Source organism: Pseudomonas sp. LP_7_YM (assembly GCF_004364435.1).
Taxonomy (GTDB): Bacteria; Pseudomonadota; Gammaproteobacteria; order Pseudomonadales; family Pseudomonadaceae; genus Aquipseudomonas.
Window position 1 is genome coordinate 179,259 of the sequence record NZ_SOCT01000002.1, and the last position, 25,679, is coordinate 204,937.

Here is a 25,679-nt window from a genome sequence, read left to right on the forward strand (position 1 = left end):
ATCAGTGACCGTTCTGAGCTTTAAGCACGACATGGTACAGCTCGTCGTTGCTGGTGGCTGCGCGCAGTTGCTCACGCACGTCAGCCCGGTCGAGCATGCTCGCGATCTGGCGCAGCAACTCAAGATGGGCATCGGTAGCCGCCTCGGGCACGAGCAGAACGAACAACAGGTCCACAGGAGCGCCATCGATGGCATCAAAGTCGACCGGGCGTTCCAGATGCAGAACGGCACTGACCGGCGAACTGCAGCCCGTGAGTCGGCAGTGGGGGATAGCGATGCCATTACCGAACCCGGTAGAACCGAGTTTTTCGCGGGCGATAAGGCTTTCGTAAACGGATTGCCAGTCGAATTCGGGCACTTGTCGCCCGATCAGCCTGGCAATCTCTTCGAGTACGGCTTTTTTACTGCCGCCTGGCACGTTCACCAGGGAACGGCCAGGGGTCAGGATATTTTCAAGTCGGATCATGAATGGGGAGTGTCAGCGAGCTACCGCACCTTAGAGGATGCGTTGCTGCTTTTCCTTATGCTTGAGCAATTGTCTGTCTAACTTGTCAGTGAGCAGGTCGATCGCCGCGTACATATCGTCATGTTCGGCATTGGCAACCACCTCTCCACCATGGATATGCAGGGTGGCCTCGATCTTCTGTTTGAGCTTCTCGACGGCCATCGTCACCTGCACGTTCGTAATTTTGTCAAAATGCCCTTCGAGCTTTTTCAGCTTCAGCTCGATGTACTCGCGCAGGGGCTTGGTCACTTCCAGCTGGTGTCCACTGATGTTGACTTGCATACAGCTTCTCCTTCGTTGCCAGTGCATTAAGAGGCAGGCTTGGGTGCCTGCCACTGGAACGCTGTGGCCGGTGACCTTTACATCAGTCGCTTGCGTTCGCTGGACGGCGCTATCCCCAAGGATTCGCGGTATTTGGCGACTGTGCGACGGGCCACTTGAATGCCTTGTGCCTCCAGTAAACCAGCGATCTTGCTGTCACTCAACGGCTTTTTCTGATTTTCCGCGGCAACCAGTTTTTTGATGATCGCACGGATGGCAGTAGACGAGCATTCACCCCCCTCGGAGGTGCTGACATGGCTGGAAAAGAAATATTTCAGTTCGTAAATGCCGCGTGGAGTGTGCATGAATTTCTGCGTGGTCACCCGCGAAATCGTCGACTCGTGCATGCCCACCGCCTCGGCGATGTCGTGCAACACCAGCGGCTTCATGGCTTCATCGCCGTACTCGAGAAAACCTCGCTGATGCTCCACGATCTGGGTCGCGACCTTCATCAGTGTTTCGTTGCGGCTCTGCAGGCTCTTGATGAACCAGCGCGCCTCCTGAAGCTGGTTGCGCATAAAGGTATTGTCGGCACTGGTGTCGGCACGGCGTACGAAGCCTGCGTACTGCGCATTGACGCGCAGGCGCGGTACGGCTTCCTGATTGAGTTCGACCAGCCAGCGCTCGTTGTCCTTGCGGACGATGACGTCCGGCACGACGTATTCGGCCTCGCTGGATTCGATCTGCGAACCTGGGCGCGGATTCAGGCTCTGCACCAACTCGATGACCTGGCGCAGGTCATCTTCCTTGATCTTCATGCGACGCATCAATTGCGAGTAGTCGCGGCTGCCGAGCAGGTCGATGTAATCGCTGACCAGCCGCTGGGCTTCGGCGAGCCATGGGGTCCTGGCTGGAAGCTGTCGCAATTGCAGGAGCAGGCATTCGCTGAGCGTGCGGGCACCCACACCGGCCGGTTCGAATTGCTGGATGCGGTGCAGCACTGCCTCGATTTCGTCCAGCTCGATGTCGAGTTCGGGGTCGAAGGCGTCGAGCATTTCTTCGAGGGATTCGTCGAGATATCCCTGGTTGTTGATGCAGTCGATGAGCGTGACGGCGATCAGACGATCAGTGTCGGACATCGGGGCCAGATTCAACTGCCAGAGCAAATGACTCTGCAGGCTCTCGCCAACTGATGTACGGGTAGTGAAGTCCCACTCGTCGTCGTCATTGCTGGGCAGACTGCTGGCGCTGGTTTGATAAACGTCTTCCCATGCGGTGTCGACTGGCAATTCATTCGGAATTCGCTCGCCCCATTCACCGTCTTCCAGGTTGTCGACGGTAGGCGCGGGTTCCTGATAGGTCGGTTCCTGAACGTCAGGATTAGGCTTTTGCTCGATGTTGTCGGCCATGGGGTCGGCATTGTCGAAATCCTCGCCTTCCTCCTGGCGCTCCAGCATGGGATTGGACTCCAGCGCCTCTTGAATTTCCTGTTGGAGATCCAGCGTCGACAATTGGAGTAAGCGGATGGCCTGTTGCAGCTGCGGTGTCATCGTCAGCTGCTGGCCCATTCTCAAGACTAGCGAAGGTTTCATGGCAGGGGCTTAATACCTTATTCGCCGGCGCACTCGCGCGCCATCCACTACTAGGGCGCCTGGGCGCCAACTTAAGCAAATTATATGCCTGAGACCAGTGGGTTTGCCTAGGGTGTGATGGCAATTAATACGAGGTTGGCGATCAGGCGCATGCAGCGTACGCCGACCAACCTCCCTTTGCCATCGCGCGCTTTACAGGCGGAACTCGTGGCCGAGATACACTTCCTTCACCAACTGGTTGGCGAGGATGGTTTCAGCGTTACCCTCTGCGATCAGCTGCCCGTCGTTGACGATGTAAGCTGTTTCACAGATGTCGAGAGTCTCGCGGACGTTGTGGTCGGTGATCAGAACACCGATGCCCTTGGCCTTGAGATGGTAGATGATCTGCTTGATGTCGCCCACCGAGATCGGGTCGACACCCGCGAATGGCTCATCTAGAAGGATGAATTTCGGCGAAGTTGCCAGCGCGCGGGCAATTTCTACACGGCGCCGTTCACCGCCCGACAGGCTCATCCCCAGGTTGTCGCGGATGTGCGTAATGTGGAATTCCTGCAGCAGGCTTTCCAGCTCCTTGCGGCGTTCGGCGCGGTCGAGTTCCTTGCGGGTCTCGAGAATAGCCATGATGTTGTCCGAGACCGACAGTTTGCGGAAAATCGATGCTTCTTGCGGCAGGTAGCCAATACCTGCACGAGCGCGACCATGCATCGGCTGGTGACTGACGTCCTGATCATCGATCAGCACGCGGCCCTGATCGGCCTGGACCAGACCCACAATCATGTAGAAACAGGTGGTTTTGCCGGCACCATTGGGGCCCAGCAGGCCGACGATCTGACCGCTGTCGATGGACAGGCTGACGTCGCGTACGACCTGCCGGCTTTTATAGGCCTTGGCCAGGTGTTGGGCTTTCAGCGTTGCCATTACTGGGCCTTCTGCTGGTCGGTTTTCTTTTTCGGTTGGATCACCATGTCGACACGAGGCCTGGCTTCAGTGACCTTGCTGCCCGTTGCGCGCCCGGCGCTGGCCAGTTTTTTCACTGTGTCATAGACGATTTTCTCGCCTTGAGTCGTGTTGTTATCCTTGTCGATGACCTTGGCCTTGTCGATCAACACGATGCGGTTTTGTGGCGCATGGTATTGAATGGTGATGCCCCAGCCCTGAACGGGTTTCGGGTCGCCGGCAGTCTGTAGCTGCTCGAAGTAGGCCAGGTTGCCTACCGAGGTCACGACGTCGATATCGCCCTGTGGCGTACGGGTCATGGTTACCGTGTTGCCGGTTACTTTCATCGAGCCCTGAGTGATGATGACATTGCCTTTGTAGGTGGCAATGCCTTGTTTGTCGTCCAGCTGAGCATCGTCGGCCTGAATGCGAATAGGCTGATCCTGATCGTTCGGCAGAGCCCAGGCGCTCACGCTTCCCAGTGCTGTGCCCAGGCCGAGCAAAATAGGGAGGGTTTTAAGGAGCCTCATACTGTCCTCTTGCGTTCGATAGCAGGTGTATCCTGCTTTCTTTTAGATAGGCTTTCATACCCGTACCGGTGCTCACGCCGTTGAAGCCGTCGATTCTAACGGGTTGCGCGGTTTCCGCATATTGCTTCTGAGGGAAGACCGTCATGCGGGTGCTGGTGATGATGGTTTCGCGCTTCTGTTCGTCGGTGCGGTTGATGCGCACCTTGTCGATCAGCTCTACGTGATCGCCGCCGGGAGAGACCTCGGCGCGCACGCTCTGGACATGCCAGGGGAACTCCGAGCCGCGAAACATCTGCAGCACAGGGGTGGTCATCAGCGTGACGTCGGTAGCCTTCAGATGCTCGACCTTGTCTGCCGTCATGTCGTACTGCATGCCCCCATCGGGCAGATATTGAATGCTGTGAGCATTCGTCGCGTAGTAGTCGATAGCGCTCTCGTCCACGGCGGCCTTTGGCTGGTCCATGAAGCTTTCCGGGCTGATATTCCAGTAGCCCGCCGCCGCAAGCAGCACTGCCAGCACGCCGAAGATCAGGAATGTACGAATTCGTTTGCTCAGCATAAATCCACTTCTATAAGTAGGCGGCGTGGGCCGCTTCGAGGTTGCCCTGAGCACTCAGGATCAGCTCGCAGAATTCTCGCGCAGCGCCTTCGCCGCCCCGCGCATGGGTGGTGCCGTGGGCGTGCTGGCGGACAAAACCGGCAGCATTGGCGACCGCCATGCCCAACCCGACTCGTCGTATGACCGGCAGGTCCGGCAGGTCGTCACCCAGATAGGCTACCTGCTCGTAGCTTAGGTTCAGTTGCTGCAAAAGCTCGTCCAGTACCGCCAGTTTGTCTTCGCGGCCTTGATAAAGATGGGCAATGCCCAGGTTTTTTGCGCGACGCTCTACCACCGGAGTCTTGCGGCCGCTGATGATAGCGGTAGCAACACCCGAGTTGACCAGCATCTTGATGCCCTGACCGTCGAGGGTATTGAAGGTCTTGAATTCGCCGCCGTCTTCAAGAAAGTAAAGCCGGCCATCGGTGAGCACGCCGTCGACGTCAAAGACCGCCAGTTTGATCTGTTTGCCGCGTTGCATCAGTTCTTTATTATCGAAGCTCATTACATCACTCCCGCGCGCAGCAAATCCTGAAGGTTGAATGCACCTATCGGGTAGTCGTTCCCGTCGACCACGACCAGTGCGCCGATCTTGTTGTCTTCCATGATTTTCAGCGCTTCGGCTGCCAGCATTTCTGAATGCACGGTCTTGCCGTGCACAGTCATGACATCATCGATGGTCGCGTGGCGAAGATCGATGTCGCGATCCAGTGTCCGGCGCAGGTCGCCGTCGGTAAAGATACCGGCCAGCCGCCCATCGGCTTCGACAATGGCCGTCATCCCCAGGCCCTTGCGGGTCATCTCCATTAGCGAGTCTCGCAGCGGCGTGCCGCGTGCTACCTGCGGCAGCTCGGCGCCGGTATGCATCACGTGCTCGACCTTGAGCAGCAGCCGACGGCCCAGCGCGCCACCGGGATGCGAGAATGCGAAATCTTCGGCAGTGAAACCTCGCGCATCCAGCAGGGCCACCGCGAGCGCATCACCCATAACCAAAGCTGCGGTGGTCGAGGAGGTCGGGGCGAGATTCAGCGGGCAGGCTTCTTTTTCGACGCGGGCATTGAGATTGATATCGGCTGCCCTGGCCAGTGTCGACTCGCCGTTGCCGGTCAGGCTGATCAGCTTGATGCCCAGGCGTTTGATCAGTGGCAGCAATGTCACGATCTCGGCGGTGCTGCCGGAGTTCGACAGCGCCAGGATGATGTCGGCACTGGTAATCATGCCCATGTCGCCATGGCTTGCTTCGGCTGGATGCACGAAAAAGGCCGGTGTGCCGGTACTGGCCAGCGTGGCTGCGATCTTTTTACCGATGTGTCCGGATTTGCCCATGCCGACCACCACGACGCGGCCTTTGCTCGCCAGGATCATTTCGCATGCGTTCACGAAGTCTGCATCGATGTGAGCAAGTACGCCTTCCACAGCCTCGATCTCAAGACGAATGGTGCGTTGTGCAGATTGAATAAGGTCGCGGGCGTCGGTCATGTCAGGAAAGGGTCGGCCGGGTGAAAAGGCCGGGATTATAGCGACAATGTTGAAAACCCTCACGCTTCATCGTCGCTCATTGTTTATGGAAGCGCTCTGTCCTTCAGTTCCCGTTCAGCAGGCAGCCAGATTCAGGGCGGGAAAATTCCGCTTGTCATGAAATATTTATCGGTTGTTACAGGTTGCCGCGTTGGAGCTTTGGCGGCGTACGACAGCGGTGTTATAGTTCGCCGCTTGTTCGGCCCCTCCAGACAGTGTGTCGTTCGTCAAGGACGCGGCATCTGAGAGACAGGCTGCATCGCAAGGAGTTTAGATGAGCGCCGATAACGCATACGCGGTCGAATTGAAGGATGTGTCCTTTAAACGCGGTACGCGCAGCATCTTCAATAATGTGGACATCCGCATTCCCCGGGGCAAGGTCACTGGCATCATGGGACCGTCGGGCAGTGGTAAAACCACGCTGCTGCGATTGATGGGAGCACAACTGCGTCCGAGCGGCGGTGAGGTCTGGGTTAATGGCCAGAACCTGCCGAAGCTGTCACGCAGCGATCTTTTCGATGCTCGCAAGCAGATGGGAGTCCTGTTTCAAAGCGGTGCGTTGTTCACCGATCTTGACGTGTTCGAAAACGTGGCGTTCCCGCTGCGCGTTCATACCAAGCTGCCTGAAGACATGATTCGCGACATTGTCCTGCTTAAATTACAGGCCGTTGGTTTGCGAGGGGCGGTCGACCTGATGCCCGATGAGCTATCGGGCGGCATGAAGCGTCGTGTCGCACTGGCGCGTGCGATTGCACTCGATCCGCAGATTCTCATGTACGACGAGCCGTTCGTAGGCCAGGACCCTATTGCCATGGGGGTATTGGTGCGTCTCATTCGCTTGCTCAATGATGCACTCGGCATCACCAGCGTTGTGGTGTCCCACGATCTTGCCGAAACAGCGAGCATTGCGGACTACCTTTATGTGGTGGGTGACGGTCAAGTGCTGGGGCAGGGAACGCCGCAGGAGCTTATGCAGTCGGATAATCCGCGTATCCGTCAATTCATGACAGGTGATCCGGACGGCCCTGTGCCTTTCCACTATCCGGCACCGGATTATCGCGAAGATCTTTTGGGGAAGCGCTGATGCGCAGAAAGTCATTGATGGATCGTGTTCGCCTGATGGGGCGCTCCGCGATCGATATTGTTGCAGTGCTTGGGCGTTCGGGCGTGTTCCTGGTCCATGCCCTTTTGGGGCGAGGCGGTATCGGCGGTGGTTTTCAGCTGCTGGTTCGCCAGCTTTATTCGGTTGGCGTGATGTCGCTGGCGATCATCGCGGTGTCCGGTGTCTTTATCGGCATGGTTCTGGCGCTACAGGGCTTCAGCATTCTTGCCAAATACGGCTCCGAACAGGCGGTCGGTCAGATGGTCGCCCTGACCCTGCTGCGCGAGCTTGGCCCGGTGGTGACGGCTTTGCTGTTCGCCGGTCGTGCGGGCTCTGCGCTGACTGCTGAAATTGGCAACATGAAGTCCACCGAGCAGTTGTCCAGTCTGGAGATGATCGGCGTGGACCCGCTGAAATATATCGTCGCGCCGCGTCTGTGGGCCGGGTTTATTTCGCTGCCGGTGCTGGCTCTCATTTTCAGCGTTGTCGGCATCTGGGGGGGCTCATGGGTCGCGGTCGACTGGCTGGGCGTCTATGAAGGGTCCTTCTGGGCGAACATGCAGAACAGCGTTTCCTTCCCCAATGATGTGCTCAACGGTGTCATCAAGAGCGTCGTTTTCGCCTTTGTGGTTACCTGGATTGCCGTGTTTCAAGGTTATGACTGCGAGCCCACCTCAGAGGGGATCAGTCGAGCCACGACCAAGACCGTGGTCTACGCCTCCTTGGCCGTACTTGGCCTGGACTTTATTTTGACCGCCTTGATGTTTGGAGACTTCTGATGCAAAACCGCACCCTCGAAACCGGTGTCGGCCTGTTCCTGCTTGCCGGGATTCTGGCTTTGCTCTTGCTCGCCCTTCGGGTCAGCGGTCTGAGCACCAGCGCGGCCAATGACGACTATAAACTTACAGCTGATTTCGACAATATCGCCGGTTTGACTGTCAGAGCCAAGGTGACCATGGCCGGTGTGACCATCGGCAAGGTCACTGCAATCGATCTGGACCACGATACCTTTATGGGTCATGTGACCATGCAGATAGACAAACGGGTGAACAATCTGCCTTCCGATTCCACTGCGTCCATTCTCACCGCTGGCTTGCTGGGCGAAAAATACATCGGCATCAGCGTCGGCGGGGATGATCAGTCGTTAAAGGATGGCGGCAAGATCCATGACACCCAGTCGTCGTTGGTACTCGAGGACCTGATCGGTAAATTCCTGCTCAATTCCGTGGGTAAAGATGCCAAATGAGGAGTTTTGAATGATCTCTATCTTGCGCCGTGGCCTTCTTGTGCTGCTAGCGGCACTGCCATTGTTCGCCAATGCTGCGCCTGCGTCCTCCGCTCATGATCTGGTCCAGGACACAACCAGCCGGTTGCTGGCCGATCTGGCCGCCAACAAAGAGAAATACAAGCAGGATCCTACTGATTTTTACGCGGCGCTCAACAGCATCGTCGGGCCCGTGGTGGATGCCGACGGCATTTCCAAGAGCATCATGACGGTCAAATATTCGCGCAATGCAACGCCTGCGCAAATGCAGAAGTTCGCGGAGAATTTCAAGCGAGGCCTGTTTCAGTTCTACGGTAACGCCTTGCTCGAGTACAACAATCAGGGGATTACCGTTGATCCTGCCAAGGACGAATCGGGCGACCGCACCGAGGTCCGCATGACCGTCAAGGGCAGTAACGGCGCCGTCTACCCGGTTTCTTACACCCTTGAGAAGATTAATGGCGAGTGGAAGTTGCGCAACGTGATCATCAATGGCATCAACATCGGCAAGCTGTTCCGTGACCAGTTCGCCGACGCCATGCAGCGCAATGGCAACAATTTGGACAAAACCATCGACGGCTGGGCTGGTGAAGTTGCCAAGGCGAAGGAATCGACCGAAAACTCCAGCGACAAGGTCGTTAAATGAGTGATGCAAGTGTCACCGCCGTCGGTGAGGGCGAGTTGAAACTGTTTGGCGTGCTGGATTATCGAACAGGTCCATTACTGCGTGAACAGGGCGCCAAGCTGATCAAGGCCAGTGACGCGCCGGCGCTAGTACTGGATTGCTCAGCAATCGAGAAGTCCAGCAGCGTGGGGCTGGCCTTGCTGCTAGCATTCATGCGCGATGCGCAGAGGGCCGGAAAAACAGTCAGCGTCCGGGCGCTTCCAGACCACATGCGTGAAATTGCACAGGTGTCGGGGCTGACCGAACTGTTCGAACAACATTGATTGCTGTCATCGCTCAAGCCCCTCGTCCGGGTCCTACAAAGTAGGGTTCGCAACGAGAGGGCTTTTTTGTATGATGGCCGACCCGCGCGCATAGGGCGCCCATTGAGGTTAAGCATGCAGGCCGTTGAAGTGAAAGGCTTCCTTGAAGGTAAGCTGCCGCAAATCCAGGTCGAAGTTGAAGGCGAAGGCTGCAACTTCCAGCTGAACGTGATCAGCGACGAACTGGCTGCATTGAGTCCCGTCAAGCGCCAGCAGCAGATCTACACGCATTTGAACCCATGGATCGCCGATGGCAGCATCCACGCGGTCACTATGAAATTTTTCAGCCGCGCTGCATGGGCCGAGCGCACCTGAGCCAAATTGGCGTCGAGATTCTAATGGACAAACTGATTATTACTGGCGGCATTCGTCTTGATGGCGAAATCCGCATTTCCGGGGCGAAAAACTCTGCCCTGCCGATTCTCGCAGCCACGCTGCTGGCTGACGGTCCTGTTACCGTTGCCAACCTGCCGCACCTGCACGACATCACCACCATGATCGAGCTGTTCGGTCGCATGGGCATCGAGCCCATCATCGACGAAAAGCTCAGTGTCGAAATCGATCCCCGCACCATCAAGACCCTGGTCGCGCCGTACGAGCTGGTGAAAACCATGCGTGCGTCAATTCTGGTGCTGGGCCCGATGGTTGCCCGTTTCGGCGAGGCAGAAGTCGCACTGCCTGGCGGTTGCGCTATCGGTTCACGTCCTGTTGACCTGCACATCCGTGGTCTGGAGGCCATGGGCGCGCTCATCGAGGTCGAAGGCGGCTACATCAAAGCCAAGGCTCCGGAAGGCGGACTGCGCGGCGCGCACTTCTTCTTCGATACCGTCAGTGTGACCGGTACCGAAAACATCATGATGGCTGCCGCGCTGGCTAACGGCCGCAGTGTGTTGCAGAACGCCGCCCGCGAGCCGGAAGTCGTCGACCTGGCAAACTTCCTGAATGCCATGGGGGCAAAGGTTACTGGCGCGGGTACTGACACGATCACCATCGATGGCGTCAAGCGTTTGGGTTCCGCGACCTATCGCGTCATGCCTGACCGCATCGAGACCGGTACCTACCTGGTGGCCGCTGCTGCCACCGGCGGCCGTGTAAAGGTTAAGGACACCGATCCAACGATTCTGGAAGCCGTTCTTGAGAAGCTGCGCGAAGCGGGGGCCGAGATCACAACCGGCACCGACTGGATCGAGCTGAACATGCATGGCAAGCGTCCGAAGGCAGTCAATGTGCGCACTGCGCCGTATCCCGCTTTTCCGACCGACATGCAGGCCCAGTTCATCTCGCTGAATGCCATTGCCGAAGGCACCGGTGCAGTGATCGAAACCATCTTCGAAAACCGCTTTATGCATGTGTACGAAATGCACCGTATGGGCGCGCAGATCCAGGTCGAAGGCAACACGGCCATCGTCACCGGTTGCACCAAACTCAAGGGCGCACCCGTCATGGCGACTGACCTGCGCGCTTCGGCCAGTCTGGTGATCTCTGCGCTGATCGCTGAGGGCGATACGTTGATCGACCGCATCTACCACATCGACCGCGGTTACGAGTGCATTGAAGAAAAACTGCAAATGCTGGGCGCCAAGATTCGTCGCGTTCCCGGCTAGCATTGTTTCGTGCTCTCTGGCTTGCATCGCATGCAGGCGAGGGAGCCGTTGAGTGAAGGTTTGACCTTTTGAATCGTTTCACTTCGAGTCTGCGTCATCGGCTCGGAGGTTGCCGGGCGCCGATTGCGACCCGGCACGCGCTTGCTGATAAGGACTGACGTTTCCCATGTTGACCATCGCACTGTCCAAGGGCCGAATCCTTGATGACACGCTTCCGCTTCTCGCTGCTGCGGGCATCGTGCCGACCGAGAATCCGGATACGAGCCGCAAGCTGATCATTCCTACGACGCAGAAAGATGTGCGCCTGCTGATCGTACGCGCTACCGATGTGCCCACTTATGTCGAGCATGGCGCGGCTGATCTTGGCATTGCCGGCAAGGACGTCTTGATGGAATACGGCGGCCAGGGTCTGTACGAGCCCCTGGATCTGCAGATTGCCCAATGCAAGCTGATGACCGCAGGTGCTGTGGGCGCGGCTGAGCCCAAAGGCCGTCTGCGCGTGGCCACAAAATTCGTCAATGTCGCCAAGCGTTACTACGCCGAGCAAGGTCGTCAGGTCGACATCATCAAGTTGTACGGCTCCATGGAGCTCGCGCCGCTGGTAGGACTGGCCGACAAGATCATCGACGTCGTCGACACCGGTAATACCCTGCGTGCCAACGGCCTGGAGCCGCAGGACCTGATCGCTCACATCAGCTCCCGGCTGGTGGTCAACAAGGCTTCGATGAAGATGCAACACGCCCGCATCCAGTCGCTGATCGATACTTTGCGCAGCGCCGTGGAGTCACGACACTGCGGTTGACTGTATAACGCACCTTTAACCAGGGTCGCGCCCAGCTATCCGTGTCATAGCCAAATTTCTCAGGTGCCTGCGCGGATGGCTTGGTAGCTTAGGCTGCCGCTGTGCAAGGCATCTGAGAAAACGCCAATCAATGAGGCTCACGCTATGACCACTTCCAACGCCATTCGCCGACTCAACGCTGCTGACCCGGATTTCGCCCGACATCTGGATCATCTGCTGAGCTGGGAAAGTGTGTCTGACGACTCGGTCAATCAGCGCGTGCTGGACATCATCAAGAACGTGCGTGAGCGCGGCGATGCTGCCTTGGTGGAGTACACCCAGCGTTTCGATGGGCTGAACGTTGCCTCGATGGCTGAACTGATCCTGCCGCGCGAGCGTCTGGAGCTGGCACTGACGCGTATCACTGCCGAGCAACGTCAAGCGCTGGAAAAAGCCGCCGACCGCGTGCGCAATTACCACGAGCGGCAGAAGCAGGACTCCTGGAGCTACACCGAAGCTGACGGCACCGTACTGGGCCAGAAGGTCACGCCACTGGACCGCGCAGGTCTTTATGTGCCTGGCGGCAAGGCGTCCTACCCGTCTTCGGTATTGATGAACGCGATCCCGGCTAAAGTGGCTGGCGTTGGCGAAGTCGTCATGGTCGTGCCGACCCCGCGCGGTGAAATCAACGAACTGGTATTGTCGGCCGCCTGCATCGCCGGGGTCGACCGGGTGTTCACCATTGGCGGGGCTCAGGCGGTCGCGGCGCTGGCGTATGGCACTCAGAGCGTTCCGCAGGTCGATAAGGTTGTCGGCCCTGGCAACATTTATGTGGCCACCGCCAAGCGCCATGTCTTCGGTCAGGTCGGTATCGACATGATCGCCGGCCCTTCGGAAATCCTCGTGGTGTGCGACGGCCAGACCGATCCTGACTGGATCGCAATGGACCTGTTCTCCCAGGCCGAGCACGACGAAGATGCGCAGGCCATTCTCGTCAGCCCGGATGCCGAGTTCCTCGACAAGGTCGCAGCCAGCATCGCCAGGCTGATGCCGACCATGGAGCGGGCACAGATCATCAACACCTCGATCAATGGCCGCGGCGCGCTGATCAAGGTGGCAGACATGGCTCAGGCCATTGAAGTTGCAAATCGTATCGCACCCGAGCACCTGGAGCTTTCGGTCGCCGATCCCGAGGCCTGGTTGCCACAGATTCGTCACGCAGGCGCTATCTTCATGGGTCGCCACACCTGCGAGGCATTGGGCGACTACTGCGCAGGCCCGAATCACGTACTGCCAACCTCCGGTACTGCGCGGTTCTCCTCGCCGCTGGGCGTTTACGATTTCCAGAAACGCTCCTCGATCATTTTCTGCTCGGAGCACGGGGCGTCGGAGCTGGGCAAGACCGCGTCAGTGCTGGCACGCGGCGAGTCGCTGACCGCGCACGCACGCAGTGCCGAATACCGGATCGTCGCTAACCCTCAAGAAGGCAAGTGAGCATGAGCAAATTCTGGAGTCCTTTTGTCCGTGACCTCGTGCCTTATGTGCCCGGCGAGCAACCCAAGCTGACCCGGCTGGTGAAGCTGAACACCAATGAAAACCCGTATGGCCCGTCGCCCAAGGCCATCGAGGCGATGCGTGCCCAGGTCAACGACGACCTACGCCTGTACCCTGATCCAAACAGCGACCTGCTCAAGCAGTCCGTGGCCCGCTACTACGGTGTCGACGCCAGCCATGTATTCCTTGGCAACGGTTCCGATGAGGTGCTGGCTCACGCCTACCACGCCTTTTTCCTGCAGGATAAGCCGCTGCTGTTCCCGGACATCAGCTACAGCTTCTACCCGGTCTACTGCGGCCTGTATGGCGTTGAGTATGAAGCGGTGCCGCTCGACGAGCAGTTTCAGATTCGCGCGCAGGATTACACGCGACCGAACGGCGGGATCATCTTTCCCAATCCCAATGCCCCCACCGGTTGCCTGATGGCGCTGGAGACGGTCGAGCAGATCTTGAAAGCGAATCCCGATTCTGTGGTCATCGTCGACGAGGCTTACATCGACTTTGGTGGCGAGACTGCTATCCGTCTGGTGGAGCGCTACTCGAACCTGCTGGTAACACAAACCCTGTCCAAGTCTCGCTCACTGGCGGGGCTGCGGGTGGGGTTGGCGGTGGGGCACTCCAATCTGATCGAGGCTCTTGAGCGGGTGAAGAACAGCTTCAATTCCTATCCGCTGGATCGCATGGCCATTGTCGGCGCGGCCGCTGCTTTCGATGATCGCGAGTACTTCGAGAGGACCTGCAGTCTGGTCATTGCCAGCCGTGAAAAGCTGGTTGAGCAGTTGCAGGGTAAAGGGTTTGAGGTGTTGCCATCGGCGGCGAACTTCATCTTCGCTCGTCATCCGAAACACGACGCTGCAGGTCTTGCGGCCAAGGTGCGGGAGCAGGGTGTGATCGTCCGTCACTTCAAGCAGGAGCGCATTGCGCAGTTCTTGCGCATCACCATTGGCACGCCTGAGCAGAATCAGGCGCTGGTCGAGGCGTTGGGGGAGCTTTAGGGCTGCTCTCCGGCCCCCTGCAATGGGAGGCCGAACGTTAATTTCTTGGTGGGAACGCGTTTATCCGCGAAAAATCTGGCAGGCGATGGAGGTCATCGCCTGTACCGACACATCGTCGAGTCGCCGCCCAGGATGAATTTGCACCCTAAGGTTCTCATCATCCCATTCATCTCAACAGCCATGATGATCCAGGATCAGTTCTCTGCCGCAGGCGCAGCCGGAGCCTGAGGCGGACGTAGGCCGACCTCGGCTGTCAGCTTCAATTCCTTGCCATTGCGCATGACCTGAATCGTGATCTTTTCCGAAGGTTTGGTTCGCGCGACCTGGTTCATCGACTTGCGCCCGTCGCCAGCAGGTTCGCCGTTGATGCTCAGGATGACATCACCCAGTTGCAAACCGGCCTTTTGAGCGGGGCCGTCGCGGAAGATACCGGCGACAACGATGCCCGGGCGATCCTTTAAACCGAACGATTCAGCCAGTTCCTGTGTCAGCGGCTGCACCTCGATGCCTAGCCAGCCACGGATCACTTGGCCGTGCTCGATGATCGACTTCATCACCTCCAGTGCCAGCTTGGTCGGAATCGCAAAGCCGATCCCCTGGGAGCCGCCGGACTTGGAGAAGATGGCAGTATTGATCCCGGTCAGGTTGCCGTTGGCATCCACCAGCGCACCGCCCGAGTTGCCCGGGTTGATTGCCGCATCGGTCTGAATGAAATCCTCGTAGGTATTGAGGCCCAACTGGTTGCGGCCCGTGGCACTGATGATGCCCATGGTAACCGTCTGGCCAACACCGAACGGGTTACCGATAGCCAGCGCGACATCGCCGATACGAATACTGTCGGAGCTGCCAAGAGTAATGGACGGCAGGTTTTTCAGATCGATCTTCAGCACGGCAAGGTCAGTTTCCGGATCGCTGCCGATGACCCTGGCCACGGTTTCACGACCGTCCTTCAACGCTACAACTATCTGGTCTGCACCGGAAGTCACGTGGTTGTTGGTCAGCAGGTAGCCCTCCGGGCTCATGATCACCGCCGAGCCCAGGCTCGATTCCATGCGGCGCTGCTTGGGCAGGTTGTCACCGAAGAAACGTCGAAACTGCGGATCTTCGAACAGTGGATGGTTCGGCTTGTTGTTGACCATCTTGGTGGTGTACAGGTTGGCCACCGCCGGCGCGGCGCTGCTGACGGCATCGGCATAGGACACCGGCCCCTGCTGGACAAAGGCCGTCTGCGGCGCCTGTTGCAGGTTGACGTCCTGACTTGGCAGACCGACCCATGCCGGATAGCGCTGAATAACCAATAAAGCGATAAGCACACCAGCAAGCAATGGCCAGCCGAGAAAACGCAGCGCTTTGAACATTTATAGAGTCCTGAGGTGAACGCGCAGGGTTTGAGGCTTGTCTGCGCCATAATGGCGGGCATTATACGAGGACCGGCACGGTCTGAAATGCCTATTTAGGAGACTTTTATGGCTGTTTCGTTGAGTACTCTGGTCGATGAGGCTGACCGCTATCTCGCCAGCGCGCGCATTCAGGACTATTGCCCCAATGGACTGCAGGTCGAGGGACGCCCACAGGTTACCCGAATCGTCTCTGGAGTGACGGCCAGTCAGGCCCTGCTGGACGCGGCAGTCGAGGCCAATGCCGACGTGGTTCTGGTGCACCACGGCTATTTCTGGAAGGGCGAAAACCCCTGTATCACCGGCATGAAGCAGCGACGCCTGAAGACGCTGCTCAAGCACGATATCAGCCTGCTGGCGTACCACCTGCCCCTGGATCTGCATCCGGAAGTGGGCAATAACGTTCAGTTGGCCCGGCAATTGGAGATCACCGTCGAAGGGCCGCTCGATCCCGATAATGCGCGCATCGTGGGATTGGTCGGATCGCTGCCTGAGCCCATGACGCCTCGTGATTTTGCCCACCGGGTGCAGAGCGCGTTAGGTCGTGAACCGCTCCTTGTCGAGGGCAGCGCAATGATCCGCCGGGTAGGCTGGTGCACAGGGGGCGGGCAGGGGTATATCGATCAGGCGGTGTTGGCGGGTGTTGATCTGTTTCTCAGTGGTGAAGCGTCCGAGCAGACTTTTCACAGCGCTCGCGAAAATGGCATCAGCTTCATCGCCGCTGGCCATCATGCCACCGAGCGCTATGGCGTGCAGGCGCTGGGTGACTATCTGGCACGGCGCTTTGCGCTTGAGCACCTGTTCATCGATTGCCCGAACCCCATCTAAGTGACGTTGAGCAACCAAATGGCGGGCTATAACGTTAGATCGTTTCGATCTATAGGCGTCACTGATTAGAATCGGGCCCCATGATAAAGTGCCTCGCTCGACAAAGCCCGCAGGCTTTCCATAAAAGTACGTTATCCCGTGAGTAACCATGGTCGACAAACTGACGCATCTGAAACAGTTGGAGGCGGAAAGCATCCACATCATCCGCGAGGTCGCCGCCGAGTTCGATAACCCGGTGATGCTGTACTCGATCGGCAAGGACTCTGCCGTGATGCTGCACCTGGCGCGCAAGGCATTCTTCCCGGGCAAGCTGCCGTTCCCGGTTATGCACGTCGACACTCAGTGGAAGTTTCAGGAGATGTACCGTTTCCGCGACAAGATGGTCGAGGAGATGGGGCTTGAGTTGATCACTCATATCAACCCGGAAGGTGCAGCGCAGGGCATTAATCCCTTCACCCACGGCAGCTCCAAGCACACCGATATCATGAAAACCCAGGGCCTCAAGCAGGCGTTGGACAAGCACGGCTTCGATGCCGCTTTCGGTGGCGCCCGACGCGACGAAGAAAAGTCCCGCGCCAAGGAGCGCGTTTACTCTTTCCGCGACAGCAAGCACCGTTGGGACCCGAAGAACCAGCGTCCCGAGCTGTGGAACGTGTACAACGGCAACGTCAACAAAGGCGAGTCGATCCGCGTGTTTCCCCTGTCCAACTGGACCGAGCTGGACATCTGGCAGTACATCTATCTGGAAGGCATCCCGATCGTTCCGCTGTACTTCGCCGCCGAGCGGGAAGTCATCGAGAAGAACGGCACCCTGATCATGATCGACGACGATCGGATCCTCGAGCACCTCAGCGATGAGGAAAAGGCTCGTATCGTCAAGAAGAAGGTGCGTTTCCGTACCCTTGGCTGCTACCCGTTGACGGGCGCTGTCGAGTCTGAGGCCGAAACCCTGACGGACATCATTCAGGAAATGCTTCTGACCCGTACGTCCGAACGCCAGGGCCGCGTCATCGACCACGATGGCGCCGGTTCCATGGAAGACAAGAAACGCCAGGGCTACTTCTAATTTCAGGGTCTCCTCATGTCGCACCAATCTGATTTGATCAGCGAGGATATCCTCGCCTATCTTGGCCAGCACGAACGCAAGGAAATGCTGCGTTTCCTGACCTGCGGTAACGTCGACGACGGCAAGAGCACACTGATCGGCCGTCTGCTGCACGACTCCAAAATGATCTACGAAGATCATCTGGAAGCCATTACCCGTGATTCCAAGAAGTCCGGTACCACGGGTGATGACGTCGACCTGGCGCTGCTGGTGGATGGCCTGCAGGCCGAGCGCGAGCAGGGCATCACCATCGACGTCGCTTACCGTTACTTCTCGACGGCCAAGCGCAAATTCATCATTGCCGATACCCCCGGCCATGAGCAGTACACCCGCAACATGGCTACCGGTGCTTCCACCTGTGACCTGGCGATCATTCTGGTCGATGCCCGTTACGGCGTGCAGACCCAGACCCGGCGCCACAGTTACATCGCATCGCTGCTGGGCATCAAGCACATCGTGGTTGCCATCAACAAGATGGACCTCAATGGCTTCGACGAGAGCATTTTCGAGCAGATCAAGGCTGACTACCTGAAGTTCGCCGATCGTATATCCATGAAGCCGAGCACCATGGAATTCGTGCCGATGTCGGCCCTCAAGGGCGACAACGTGGTGAACAGGAGCGAGCGTTCGCCTTGGTACACCGGCAAATCGCTGATGGAAATCCTCGAAACCGTCGAGATCGCCAATGACCGCAACTACGACGACCTGCGTTTCCCGGTGCAGTACGTCAACCGCCCGAACCTGAACTTCCGCGGCTTCGCCGGTACGCTGGCCAGTGGCATCGTGCGCAAGGGCGACGACATCGTGGTCCTGCCGTCGGGCAAGACCAGTCGCGTGAAATCCATCGTCACGTTCGAGGGCGAACGGGAGCATGCAGGCCCGGGCCAGGCCGTAACCTTGACCATGGAAGACGAAATCGACATCTCCCGTGGCGACCTGCTGGTGCACGCCGATAACCTGCCACAAGTGGCCGATGCCTTCGATGCCATGCTGGTGTGGATGGCCGAAGAGCCGATGCTGCCAGGCAAGAAATACGACATCAAGCGCGCCACCTCCTATGTGCCGGGCTCGATTGCCAGCATCACCCACAGGGTCGATGTGAACACGCTGGAAGAGGGGCCTGCCAGCGCGTTGCAGTTGAACGAAATTGGCCGGGTGAAAATCAGCCTCGATGCACCCATTGCTCTGGACGGTTACGACAGCAACCGGACTACCGGCGCGTTCATCGTCATCGACCGACTGACCAATGGCACCGTCGCAGCGGGCATGATCATCGCCAAACCGGTCGCTGCTGGTGCAGGCAATCATCACGGTGCGCTGGCGCACGTCTCGGTCGAAGAGCGCGCTCAGCGTTTCGGTCAGAAGCCAGCTACCGTCCTGTTCAGTGGCCTGTCCGGCGCTGGCAAGAGCACGCTGGCCTATGCCGTTGAGCGCAAGCTGTTTGACATGGGCCGCGCGGTGTTCGTGCTCGATGGCCAGAACCTGCGTCACGACCTGAACAAGGGCTTGCTGCAGGATCGTGCCGGCCGCACCGAGAACTGGCGTCGTGCTGCTCACGTTGCCCGTCAGTTCAACGAAGCGGGCCTGCTGACCCTCGCGGCGTTCGTCGCGCCGGACGCGGCTGGGCGTTCCAACGCCAAGGCGCTTATTGGTGATGATCGCCTGATCACGGTCTACGTGCAGGCTTCGCCTCAGGCATGCCGCGAACGCGACCCACAAGGGCTCTACGCGGCGGACAAGGACAACATCCCGGGCGAGTCCTTTCCGTATGACGTTCCGCTGGATGCCGATCTTGTGATCGACACCCAGACGCTGAGCGTGGAAGACAGCGTCAAGCAGGTGCTGGATATGCTGCGGGCTCGTGGCGCGATCTAAACGTTGTTTGCCTGACAAGAAACCCGCCAGTGATGGCGGGTTTTTGTTTGGTACGCCAGGCATGGCGCGTTGCGCGCAAGCGCAACCAGCTTGGCTGTGGTGGCTAAGCCGGTGACTTGGAGGTGAAAGTCCTCTACACACCCGGTAAGGGGAAGGGTTGGCCAGAGGCAAGGGTGTCGTGGGTGACTGCGAATCTGAAGCAAGCCCGAGGCAAAATGCTGGCCTGATGAACAGGAAGCGGATAGAGGCGGCGCAGCGGGGCAAGAAGGCCAATATTTTCAAAGCCCAATATTTGCACGGAACGCTGTGACGTAGATCCGACAGGCATAAGCAGGAAGGTCACGCGAATTACCCTGGGGGATCTGCACGTTTGCCGCTGTGCTACCGAGCGTCGAGAGGCGACGGGATGAATGTGCAGAAGTCAGCCGAAGCCGTAGTAAGTGACGAATAACCCCGTCACCAAGGGCCGAACAGGTTATGCCGCCAGTAAGCGTCGGAGTCTCGTCGAATGTCGAAATGCAGAAATTTCTCCGAGGGAGAACTGTGACCCCAAGCTCTGGATGGTATCCAAGGGCGACGGCTGGCAGTGCGCAGACATCGACGGCGTCTGCGACGTGGACGAACGCGGAGCCGGACATGCTGATGGCGCAGGTGCTTGCACCTGCCAACCTCAAGCGTGCGTATCACCGCGTGGTCAGCAACAAGGGCGCGCCGGGTGCCGATGGCATGACGGTCGACCAGTTGGCGGACTACGTGAAACAGTGTTGGCCGATCCTCTAGGCTCGGTTGCTGGCCGGCGAATATCACCCAAAAGGTGTACGCGCTGTCGACATCCCCAAACCCAAGGGCGGAACACGGCAATTGGGCATTCCCTGTGTTGTAGATCGCCTGATCCAACAAGCCCTGCTGCAACAGCTCACGCCAATTTTCGACCTTCTATTCTCGGACCATAGCTACGGTTTTCGTCCGGGCAGAAGTGCTCACCAAGCCATGGAAACAGCCCGCGCCCATGTGGCGGCGGGGCACCGCTGGTGCATGGAGCTCGATTTGGAGAAGTTCTTGATCGAGTCAACCACGACCTCCTGATGGCTTGTGTGCAGCGTCGCGTTGAAGACAAGCGAGTGCTCAGCCTGATCCGCCGTTACCTTGAGGCCGGGGTTATGTCGGGCGGACTCGTCAGTCAACGGCAGGAAGGGACGCCGCAAGGCGGCCCGCTCTCGCCGTTGCTGTCGAACATCCTGCTCGATGACCTCGACCGCGAACTGGAACGACGGGGCCATCGCTTCGTGCGCTGTGCCAATGATGCGAACATTTATGTGCGTAGTCGTCGGGCAGGCGAGCGAGTATTAGCTGGGCGTTGAGCGCTTCCTGAGTCGACGTCTGAAACTGACGCTGAATCGGGAAAAGAGCCGTGTGGCACGGCCCCGGGCCTGTGACTACGTGGGCTATGGGATGATCTGGCATCAACAGCCGAGGCTGAGAGTGGCGATGATGAGTCTGGGTCGTTTGCGCGACCGGCTCAGAAACCTGCTGCGCAGAGTCCGGGGACGCAAGATGGCGTACGTTATCGAGCGGATAAGTCCAGTCCTGCGCGGTTGGGCTGGCTACTTCAAGCTCAGTCAAAGTAAGCGGCCGCCTGAGGGGCTGGATGTTTGGGTGCGTCACAAGCTGCGCTGTATCGCCTGGCGGTAATGGAAGAGGCCTTCTACGAGAGCGCGAAACCTGATGCGTCTAGGGGTTGGCGAAGCACACGCATGGCCTTCAGCCTTCAACGGTCGGGGTCCATGGTGGAACTCGGGGGCGCCTCACATGAATCAGGCATTGCCGAAGAAGCTGTGGGCTGGGACTGGTCTCGATACTGGATACGATAAACCGGCTTAGTCGCCTAACCTGAACCGCCGTATACGGAACCGTACGTACGGTGGTGTGAGAGGACGGCGGCTGTAAAGCCGCCTCCTACTCGATCACGCAACTTCTCGAACCACGGGGCAGGCTTCTGTAGCAGTCCGGCTTGCCGGCGGCGGCAAACTCACTGGCGTCAACGCCAGCTACAAGAGCGGTTTCAGCCACCGAGGACGTCAATTACAGCGTCAACTGCGACGGCAACCGTCCTTCACACCGGCGATCAAACGTGTGCTTGTCGCATAACTGTTCCCACCTCGTCTCATATTCCCGCTGCTCCGTGATGTAGCAATTCCTGACGCAATCCGCTGAAACGCAACCCGTTAACGCGATACATGCCGCGACTGTCTTGATGATGTCCATGACTCCTCCTGAAAACCGGGGCAAGCTTAGGGGGTATCGCGAAACTTCGGAACCGGCTGTGTCTTGCAAACGCGTAAGGCATCTCCGAACACCCACCAAAAAGCCGCAGTGCTCATCCAGCATTACAGGGAGTGTCAGCATCTTGATCGCGCAGTTTGCTGGCTAAAAGAAAAAATTCCTACAACAACCTACGAATGTACTTACGCAAAAATACTTGTTTGTAAGAAATTTTCTAGAATTATCATTCAGTTTTATCAGAAGTCGGGGGGGTATATGCAATTCAATAAATCAGTATCGTGACAATGCATACTGTGGTTATCTTGAGGCGGTTATGTAGTAAATGCACAAGAATAAGGATTCAGCTTCATGAGTGGTGGTGCAAATAACGTATCGACTGATCGCAATATTGATACCGGGCTTGCGTGCCTTGTGATACTCGCGAATTTTCACGATGTCTCGGTATCAGTCGAACAGCTTGTACACGATATTTCCAATGGAGGCCGACCATTTTTTGATGAAGAGATACTTCTAGGCGCAAAGCAATTGGGGCTGAAGAGTCGAATAGTCAAGACCACAATCGGTCGGCTAGAAAAAATTTCGTTTCCTGCTATCGCGACCGACCGAGAGGGTGGTTATTTCATCATCGGTCGCTTGGATAACGACAAAGTCCTGATACAGGACCCGCGCTCTGTAGGCCCTGAAATTTTGACAATGGCTGAGCTGGAATCTAGATGGTCTTCATCTTTAATATTGATGCGCTCTGAAGCATCTGTGGTGGGGGAGTTGGCTCGCTTTGATTTTACATGGTTCATCCCCTCCTTAATTAAGTATCGAAAACTCCTGGGCGAGGTACTTGTTGCTTCATTGGTTTTGCAACTATTTGCTCTTATCACGCCGTTGTTTTTTCAGGTGGTGATGGATAAGGTACTCGTGCACAGGGGGCTGACGACGCTCGATGTAATTGCGTTAGGGCTTTTGGCGATTATGATCGTAGAGAGCGCGCTCAGCAGCTTAAGAACTTATCTGTTCAGCCACACGGCTAGTCGAATAGACGTGGAGCTGGGAAGTAGGCTGTTTAAGCATTTGGTCGCTCTACCGTTAGCCTATTTTCAAGCACGCCGTGTTGGAGATTCTGTTGCGAGGGTGCGGGAATTGGAAAATATCAGAAGTTTTCTGACGGGCAGCAGCATTACTGTTGTTTTAGACGTGATTTTTTCAGTAGTGTTCATAGCAGTAATGGCTGTTTATAGCGGCTGGCTGACATTGGTCGTAATCATATCTCTTCCACTTTATTTTCTAGTGTCTTTGTTTATCACACCCGTGTTGCGTGCGCGATTGAATGAAAGTTTCAGCCGAGGTGCAGTGAATCAAGCGTTCTTGGTGGAAACGGTAAATGGTATAGACACGCTGAAATCATTGGCGGCCGAGCCTCAGGCTACGCGTAGGTGGGATGATCAATTGGCAGCCTATGTGGCGGCCAGCTTTAAAACTCAAAATCTTTCGACTATAGCTAATGAAAGTGTTGGTTTGATTGGCAAGTTAGTGACTGTCGTTACGCTATGGGTGGGCGCGCGTCTCGTGGTGGAAGGTGATATGACCGTTGGTCAGTTAATTGCTTTTAACATGCTGGCTGGCAGGGTTTCGCAACCTATCATGCGGCTTGCGCAGCTTTGGACCGACTTTCAGCAAACCGGTGTAGCTATGCAGCGGCTGGGTGACATTCTCAACACCCGGACAGAGTATTTGCATCACAAGCGCAGCGCGTTGCCTCCCATTGTAGGAAAGATAGAGTTCGAACAAGTGCACTTTCGCTATCGTCCCGACGGCTCGGAAGTTCTGCGAGCATTGAGCTTGGACATTGAACCGGGGGAAATCATTGGGATCGTAGGGCGTTCCGGTTCCGGAAAAAGCACATTGACGCGATTGCTTCAAAGGCTGTATTTGCCGGAAAGAGGGCGTGTACTTATAGATGGAAGCGATCTTGCGCTATCTGATGTGGCCTCTCTGCGGAGGCAAATCGGTGCGGTGCTTCAGGAAAACATGCTATTTCAGCGGTCCGTACGGGAGAACATCGCGCTAACAGATCCAGGTGCCTCTATGGAAGTTGTAATCCATGCTGCAAAAATGGCAGGGGCTCACGAGTTCATTCTTGAGCTGCCAGAAGGTTATGACACCTTAGTCGGCGAGCATGGGGCTTCATTGTCCGGAGGCCAACGACAACGGATAGCGATTGCTCGCGCCTTGATAGGAGACCCGCGCATTCTGATATTCGATGAAGCTACCAGTGCGCTGGATTATGAATCGGAACGAATCATTCAACGAAACATGCAAACTATTTGTAAAGGCAGGACCGTGATTATTATTGCTCACAGGCTGTCGACGGTGCGTGATGCCGACCGTATTGTAGTGATGGATCGAGGGGAAATTGTTGAGCAAGGAACTCACACTGAGCTGCTTGCCATTCCAGCAGGCCACTACACTCGGCTGCACCTTCTGCAACAGGGCGCCGAAGTATGATCGAGTCCTGGCAGCGAAAAGAGCTGTGGGCTCGCTATCGTAGGATTTGGCTCCATTCCTGGCGTCGGCGCAAAGCCTTGGATACATCCCATCGTTTGAGTCATGAAATACAGTTTCTCCCGGCTGCACTTGCACTGCAGGAGCAACCCGTTCACCCCGCTCCACGTTATCTTGCGTTAGGGCTTATGGGGTTCGCGGCCTTTGCGTTCTTATGGGCATGTTTTGGAAGGATAGATGTCGTCGCCACAGCAGGTGGCAAAATAGTGCCCAGCGGCAAAACAAAAATTATCCAGCCCCATGAAGTGTCTGTAGTTAAGGCCATCCATGTCGAAGATGGTCAGCGTGTGAAGGCTAACGATCTGTTGATTGAGCTCGATACAAGCGTTACCGCTGCTGATGTCCAGCGCCTACGTAATGATATGCTGGCTGCGAATGTTGATTTGGCCCGCGCTCAGGCATTGCTGGATGCAATACGCTTATCCCAAAAGCCTGCTCTTGACATTGCGCAGATTCCTGGTGCGACCAAGCTTCAGCGAGCATCGGCTCAGCGTTGGCTGGACGGTCAATATCTTGAGTTCAGGAGTGCTGTCGATCAAGCAAGTGCAGAGATGGAACAGCGTTCTGCAGAAATCCAAGCCGCTCAGGCAGTTGCTAATTCGATCAGGAATATCCTGCCGATAACACGCGAACTCGTTGACGACTACAAAACGCTTTTGAATGACGGCAGTGTTGCGAAGCATTCATATCTGGAAAAATACCAGGTTCGACTTGATCAGGAACGGGAGCTGGCCACCAGTCAACTCAAGGTCCAAGAGCTAGTCGCGAGCAAGCGCGTTTTGTATTACAGACGGGCCAGTATCATTGATCAACACCGTAGAGCCATGCTCGATCTTCAAGGTGAGGCTGAGCTACGTTCCCTCGCATTGGCTATGGAACTGAGCAAAGCCGAGCAACGACATCGCTTCAAACGCCTTCTCGCTCCTGTGGATGGCACTGTTCAGCAACTTGCCATTCACACCAGAGGTGGTGTCGTGACGGAGGCGCAACCTCTCATGGTCATCGTTCCAGACGACCAGCCGTTGGAAGTCGAGGTGATGATCGAAAATAAAGACATCGGTTTTGTTTACCCTGGACAAAAAGTTGAAGTCAAAGTAGAAACCTTCACCTTCACTAAATATGGCGTTATTCCCGCAACGATCATCAGCATCTCCAGCGACGCGATTGAAAATGAGAAGCTCGGGCTGGTTTACAGTGCCCGGATCCAACTGAGTAAAAAATATATTCGAGTCGGTGAACGGGACGTTCCGCTGGCTCCCGGCATGGCAGTACGTGCTGAAGTAATTACCGATACACGCAGAGTGATTAGCTATTTTCTTAGCCCGTTGAAGAAATATGTGAGTGAGAGCCTAGGTGAGCGGTGACGCGCGTGTCGAATCGCAGGGGTATGCGCGTTTATATCAATGTT

At 57.0% G+C, this 25,679-nt stretch carries 24 protein-coding genes and 1 pseudogene; 16 read left to right on the plus strand and 9 right to left on the minus strand.

What is annotated here, in order from left to right:
- Nucleotide 1: 1 nt before the first annotated feature.
- The 8 genes from ptsN to EC915_RS05885 form a co-directional block, all read right to left on the minus strand.
- Nucleotides 2-466: a PTS IIA-like nitrogen regulatory protein PtsN gene (gene ptsN / locus EC915_RS05850; RefSeq protein ID WP_133749592.1), complete on the minus strand. Its 465-nt coding sequence runs from the start codon at nt 464-466 to the stop codon at nt 2-4.
- A 30-nt stretch (nt 467-496) separates the two neighbouring features.
- Nucleotides 497-787 carry a ribosome hibernation-promoting factor, HPF/YfiA family gene (gene hpf / locus EC915_RS05855; protein WP_133749593.1) on the minus strand — a complete coding sequence of 97 codons (291 nt, stop codon included), beginning with the start codon at nt 785-787 and terminating at the stop codon, nt 497-499.
- Nucleotides 788-864: 77 nt separating this feature from the next.
- Nucleotides 865-2,358: an RNA polymerase factor sigma-54 gene (locus EC915_RS05860; RefSeq protein WP_133749594.1), complete on the minus strand. Its 1,494-nt coding sequence runs from the start codon at nt 2,356-2,358 to the stop codon at nt 865-867.
- Nucleotides 2,359-2,550: 192 nt separating this feature from the next.
- Entirely contained in the window at nt 2,551-3,276 is a 726-nt protein-coding gene (gene lptB, locus EC915_RS05865; RefSeq protein WP_133749595.1) for an LPS export ABC transporter ATP-binding protein, read from the minus strand.
- A complete protein-coding gene (gene lptA, locus EC915_RS05870; protein ID WP_133749596.1) occupies nt 3,276-3,824 on the minus strand; it encodes a lipopolysaccharide transport periplasmic protein LptA in 549 nt (182 codons plus the stop codon). Before lptA ends, lptB begins: the two co-directional genes overlap by 1 nt.
- Nucleotides 3,811-4,383, minus strand: a complete 573-nt coding sequence (gene lptC / locus EC915_RS05875; RefSeq protein ID WP_133749597.1) for an LPS export ABC transporter periplasmic protein LptC — start codon at nt 4,381-4,383, stop codon at nt 3,811-3,813. Before lptC ends, lptA begins: the two co-directional genes overlap by 14 nt.
- A gap of 10 nt (nt 4,384-4,393) precedes the next feature.
- A complete protein-coding gene (locus EC915_RS05880; RefSeq protein ID WP_133749598.1) occupies nt 4,394-4,927 on the minus strand; it encodes an HAD family hydrolase in 534 nt (177 codons plus the stop codon).
- A complete protein-coding gene (locus EC915_RS05885; RefSeq protein ID WP_133749599.1) occupies nt 4,927-5,901 on the minus strand; it encodes a KpsF/GutQ family sugar-phosphate isomerase in 975 nt (324 codons plus the stop codon). The genes EC915_RS05880 and EC915_RS05885 overlap by 1 nt, the downstream gene beginning before the upstream one ends.
- 313 nt (nt 5,902-6,214) lie before the next feature.
- Between EC915_RS05885 and EC915_RS05890 the strand changes: the two genes are divergently transcribed.
- The 10 genes from EC915_RS05890 (at nt 6,215) to hisC (ending at nt 14,227) form a co-directional block, all read left to right on the plus strand.
- On the plus strand, nt 6,215-7,024 hold the full coding sequence (locus EC915_RS05890) for an ATP-binding cassette domain-containing protein (RefSeq protein WP_133749600.1): 810 nt from the start codon (nt 6,215-6,217) through the stop codon (nt 7,022-7,024).
- Nucleotides 7,024-7,821, plus strand: a complete 798-nt coding sequence (gene mlaE / locus EC915_RS05895) for a lipid asymmetry maintenance ABC transporter permease subunit MlaE (protein WP_133749601.1) — start codon at nt 7,024-7,026, stop codon at nt 7,819-7,821. The genes EC915_RS05890 and mlaE overlap by 1 nt, the downstream gene beginning before the upstream one ends.
- Nucleotides 7,821-8,288, plus strand: a complete 468-nt coding sequence (gene mlaD, locus EC915_RS05900; RefSeq protein ID WP_133749602.1) for an outer membrane lipid asymmetry maintenance protein MlaD — start codon at nt 7,821-7,823, stop codon at nt 8,286-8,288. The genes mlaE and mlaD overlap by 1 nt, the downstream gene beginning before the upstream one ends.
- A 10-nt stretch (nt 8,289-8,298) precedes the next feature.
- On the plus strand, nt 8,299-8,952 hold the full coding sequence (locus EC915_RS05905) for a phospholipid-binding protein MlaC (RefSeq protein ID WP_133749603.1): 654 nt from the start codon (nt 8,299-8,301) through the stop codon (nt 8,950-8,952).
- Nucleotides 8,949-9,254, plus strand: a complete 306-nt coding sequence (locus EC915_RS05910) for a lipid asymmetry maintenance protein MlaB (RefSeq protein ID WP_133749604.1) — start codon at nt 8,949-8,951, stop codon at nt 9,252-9,254. The genes EC915_RS05905 and EC915_RS05910 overlap by 4 nt, the downstream gene beginning before the upstream one ends.
- 114 nt (nt 9,255-9,368) lie before the next feature.
- Nucleotides 9,369-9,608 carry a BolA family protein gene (locus EC915_RS05915; protein WP_133749605.1) on the plus strand — a complete coding sequence of 80 codons (240 nt, stop codon included), beginning with the start codon at nt 9,369-9,371 and terminating at the stop codon, nt 9,606-9,608.
- Between the two features lie 23 nt (nt 9,609-9,631).
- Nucleotides 9,632-10,897 (plus strand): UDP-N-acetylglucosamine 1-carboxyvinyltransferase, encoded by a 1,266-nt coding sequence (gene murA, locus EC915_RS05920; RefSeq protein ID WP_133749606.1) that lies wholly within the window; start codon nt 9,632-9,634, stop codon nt 10,895-10,897.
- Between the two features lie 166 nt (nt 10,898-11,063).
- Nucleotides 11,064-11,699, plus strand: coding sequence for an ATP phosphoribosyltransferase (hisG, locus tag EC915_RS05925; RefSeq protein WP_133749607.1), 636 nt, complete (start codon nt 11,064-11,066; stop codon nt 11,697-11,699).
- A 144-nt stretch (nt 11,700-11,843) separates the two neighbouring features.
- A complete protein-coding gene (gene hisD, locus EC915_RS05930; protein WP_133749608.1) occupies nt 11,844-13,172 on the plus strand; it encodes a histidinol dehydrogenase in 1,329 nt (442 codons plus the stop codon).
- Nucleotides 13,173-13,174: 2 nt separating this feature from the next.
- The gene (hisC, locus tag EC915_RS05935; RefSeq protein ID WP_133749609.1) at nt 13,175-14,227 is read left to right on the plus strand and encodes a histidinol-phosphate transaminase; all 1,053 of its coding nucleotides are present in this window, start codon (nt 13,175-13,177) and stop codon (nt 14,225-14,227) included.
- A 194-nt stretch (nt 14,228-14,421) separates the two neighbouring features.
- On the opposite strand, the gene algW is transcribed toward hisC, so the two are convergent.
- Nucleotides 14,422-15,585 (minus strand): Do family serine endopeptidase AlgW, encoded by a 1,164-nt coding sequence (gene algW, locus EC915_RS05940; RefSeq protein WP_133749610.1) that lies wholly within the window; start codon nt 15,583-15,585, stop codon nt 14,422-14,424.
- 108 nt (nt 15,586-15,693) lie between these two features.
- Here algW and EC915_RS05945 point away from each other — a divergent pair, with 108 nt between their 5' ends.
- From EC915_RS05945 to EC915_RS05970, 6 genes and pseudogenes are all read left to right on the plus strand, one after another.
- Nucleotides 15,694-16,452 carry a Nif3-like dinuclear metal center hexameric protein gene (locus EC915_RS05945; RefSeq protein WP_133749611.1) on the plus strand — a complete coding sequence of 253 codons (759 nt, stop codon included), beginning with the start codon at nt 15,694-15,696 and terminating at the stop codon, nt 16,450-16,452.
- A gap of 148 nt (nt 16,453-16,600) precedes the next feature.
- Nucleotides 16,601-17,518 (plus strand): sulfate adenylyltransferase subunit CysD, encoded by a 918-nt coding sequence (gene cysD / locus EC915_RS05950; RefSeq protein ID WP_133749612.1) that lies wholly within the window; start codon nt 16,601-16,603, stop codon nt 17,516-17,518.
- Nucleotides 17,519-17,533: 15 nt separating this feature from the next.
- Nucleotides 17,534-19,432, plus strand: a complete 1,899-nt coding sequence (cysN, locus tag EC915_RS05955) for a sulfate adenylyltransferase subunit CysN (RefSeq protein WP_133749613.1) — start codon at nt 17,534-17,536, stop codon at nt 19,430-19,432.
- A 477-nt stretch (nt 19,433-19,909) separates the two neighbouring features.
- Nucleotides 19,910-21,326: pseudogene (gene ltrA / locus EC915_RS05960) on the plus strand (group II intron reverse transcriptase/maturase).
- Between the two features lie 737 nt (nt 21,327-22,063).
- Nucleotides 22,064-24,214 carry a type I secretion system permease/ATPase gene (locus EC915_RS05965; RefSeq protein ID WP_133749614.1) on the plus strand — a complete coding sequence of 717 codons (2,151 nt, stop codon included), beginning with the start codon at nt 22,064-22,066 and terminating at the stop codon, nt 24,212-24,214.
- A complete protein-coding gene (locus EC915_RS05970; RefSeq protein WP_133749615.1) occupies nt 24,211-25,635 on the plus strand; it encodes an HlyD family type I secretion periplasmic adaptor subunit in 1,425 nt (474 codons plus the stop codon). Before EC915_RS05965 ends, EC915_RS05970 begins: the two co-directional genes overlap by 4 nt.
- Nucleotides 25,636-25,679: the final 44 nt, after the last annotated feature.

What these genes read in the sequence shown, in the direction of transcription:
- ptsN (WP_133749592.1), bottom strand. Translation starts at nt 466, where the DNA reads ATGATCCGACTTGAAAATATCCTGACCCCTGGCCGTTCCCTGGTGAAC.
- hpf (WP_133749593.1), bottom strand. Translation starts at nt 787, where the DNA reads ATGCAAGTCAACATCAGTGGACACCAGCTGGAAGTGACCAAGCCCCTG.
- EC915_RS05860 (WP_133749594.1), bottom strand. Translation starts at nt 2,358, where the DNA reads ATGAAACCTTCGCTAGTCTTGAGAATGGGCCAGCAGCTGACGATGACA.
- lptB (WP_133749595.1), bottom strand. Translation starts at nt 3,276, where the DNA reads ATGGCAACGCTGAAAGCCCAACACCTGGCCAAGGCCTATAAAAGCCGG.
- lptA (WP_133749596.1), bottom strand. Translation starts at nt 3,824, where the DNA reads ATGAGGCTCCTTAAAACCCTCCCTATTTTGCTCGGCCTGGGCACAGCA.
- lptC (WP_133749597.1), bottom strand. Translation starts at nt 4,383, where the DNA reads ATGCTGAGCAAACGAATTCGTACATTCCTGATCTTCGGCGTGCTGGCA.
- EC915_RS05880 (WP_133749598.1), bottom strand. Translation starts at nt 4,927, where the DNA reads ATGAGCTTCGATAATAAAGAACTGATGCAACGCGGCAAACAGATCAAA.
- EC915_RS05885 (WP_133749599.1), bottom strand. Translation starts at nt 5,901, where the DNA reads ATGACCGACGCCCGCGACCTTATTCAATCTGCACAACGCACCATTCGT.
- EC915_RS05890 (WP_133749600.1), top strand. Translation starts at nt 6,215, where the DNA reads ATGAGCGCCGATAACGCATACGCGGTCGAATTGAAGGATGTGTCCTTT.
- mlaE (WP_133749601.1), top strand. Translation starts at nt 7,024, where the DNA reads ATGCGCAGAAAGTCATTGATGGATCGTGTTCGCCTGATGGGGCGCTCC.
- mlaD (WP_133749602.1), top strand. Translation starts at nt 7,821, where the DNA reads ATGCAAAACCGCACCCTCGAAACCGGTGTCGGCCTGTTCCTGCTTGCC.
- EC915_RS05905 (WP_133749603.1), top strand. Translation starts at nt 8,299, where the DNA reads ATGATCTCTATCTTGCGCCGTGGCCTTCTTGTGCTGCTAGCGGCACTG.
- EC915_RS05910 (WP_133749604.1), top strand. Translation starts at nt 8,949, where the DNA reads ATGAGTGATGCAAGTGTCACCGCCGTCGGTGAGGGCGAGTTGAAACTG.
- EC915_RS05915 (WP_133749605.1), top strand. Translation starts at nt 9,369, where the DNA reads ATGCAGGCCGTTGAAGTGAAAGGCTTCCTTGAAGGTAAGCTGCCGCAA.
- murA (WP_133749606.1), top strand. Translation starts at nt 9,632, where the DNA reads ATGGACAAACTGATTATTACTGGCGGCATTCGTCTTGATGGCGAAATC.
- hisG (WP_133749607.1), top strand. Translation starts at nt 11,064, where the DNA reads ATGTTGACCATCGCACTGTCCAAGGGCCGAATCCTTGATGACACGCTT.
- hisD (WP_133749608.1), top strand. Translation starts at nt 11,844, where the DNA reads ATGACCACTTCCAACGCCATTCGCCGACTCAACGCTGCTGACCCGGAT.
- hisC (WP_133749609.1), top strand. Translation starts at nt 13,175, where the DNA reads ATGAGCAAATTCTGGAGTCCTTTTGTCCGTGACCTCGTGCCTTATGTG.
- algW (WP_133749610.1), bottom strand. Translation starts at nt 15,585, where the DNA reads ATGTTCAAAGCGCTGCGTTTTCTCGGCTGGCCATTGCTTGCTGGTGTG.
- EC915_RS05945 (WP_133749611.1), top strand. Translation starts at nt 15,694, where the DNA reads ATGGCTGTTTCGTTGAGTACTCTGGTCGATGAGGCTGACCGCTATCTC.
- cysD (WP_133749612.1), top strand. Translation starts at nt 16,601, where the DNA reads ATGGTCGACAAACTGACGCATCTGAAACAGTTGGAGGCGGAAAGCATC.
- cysN (WP_133749613.1), top strand. Translation starts at nt 17,534, where the DNA reads ATGTCGCACCAATCTGATTTGATCAGCGAGGATATCCTCGCCTATCTT.
- EC915_RS05965 (WP_133749614.1), top strand. Translation starts at nt 22,064, where the DNA reads ATGAGTGGTGGTGCAAATAACGTATCGACTGATCGCAATATTGATACC.
- EC915_RS05970 (WP_133749615.1), top strand. Translation starts at nt 24,211, where the DNA reads ATGATCGAGTCCTGGCAGCGAAAAGAGCTGTGGGCTCGCTATCGTAGG.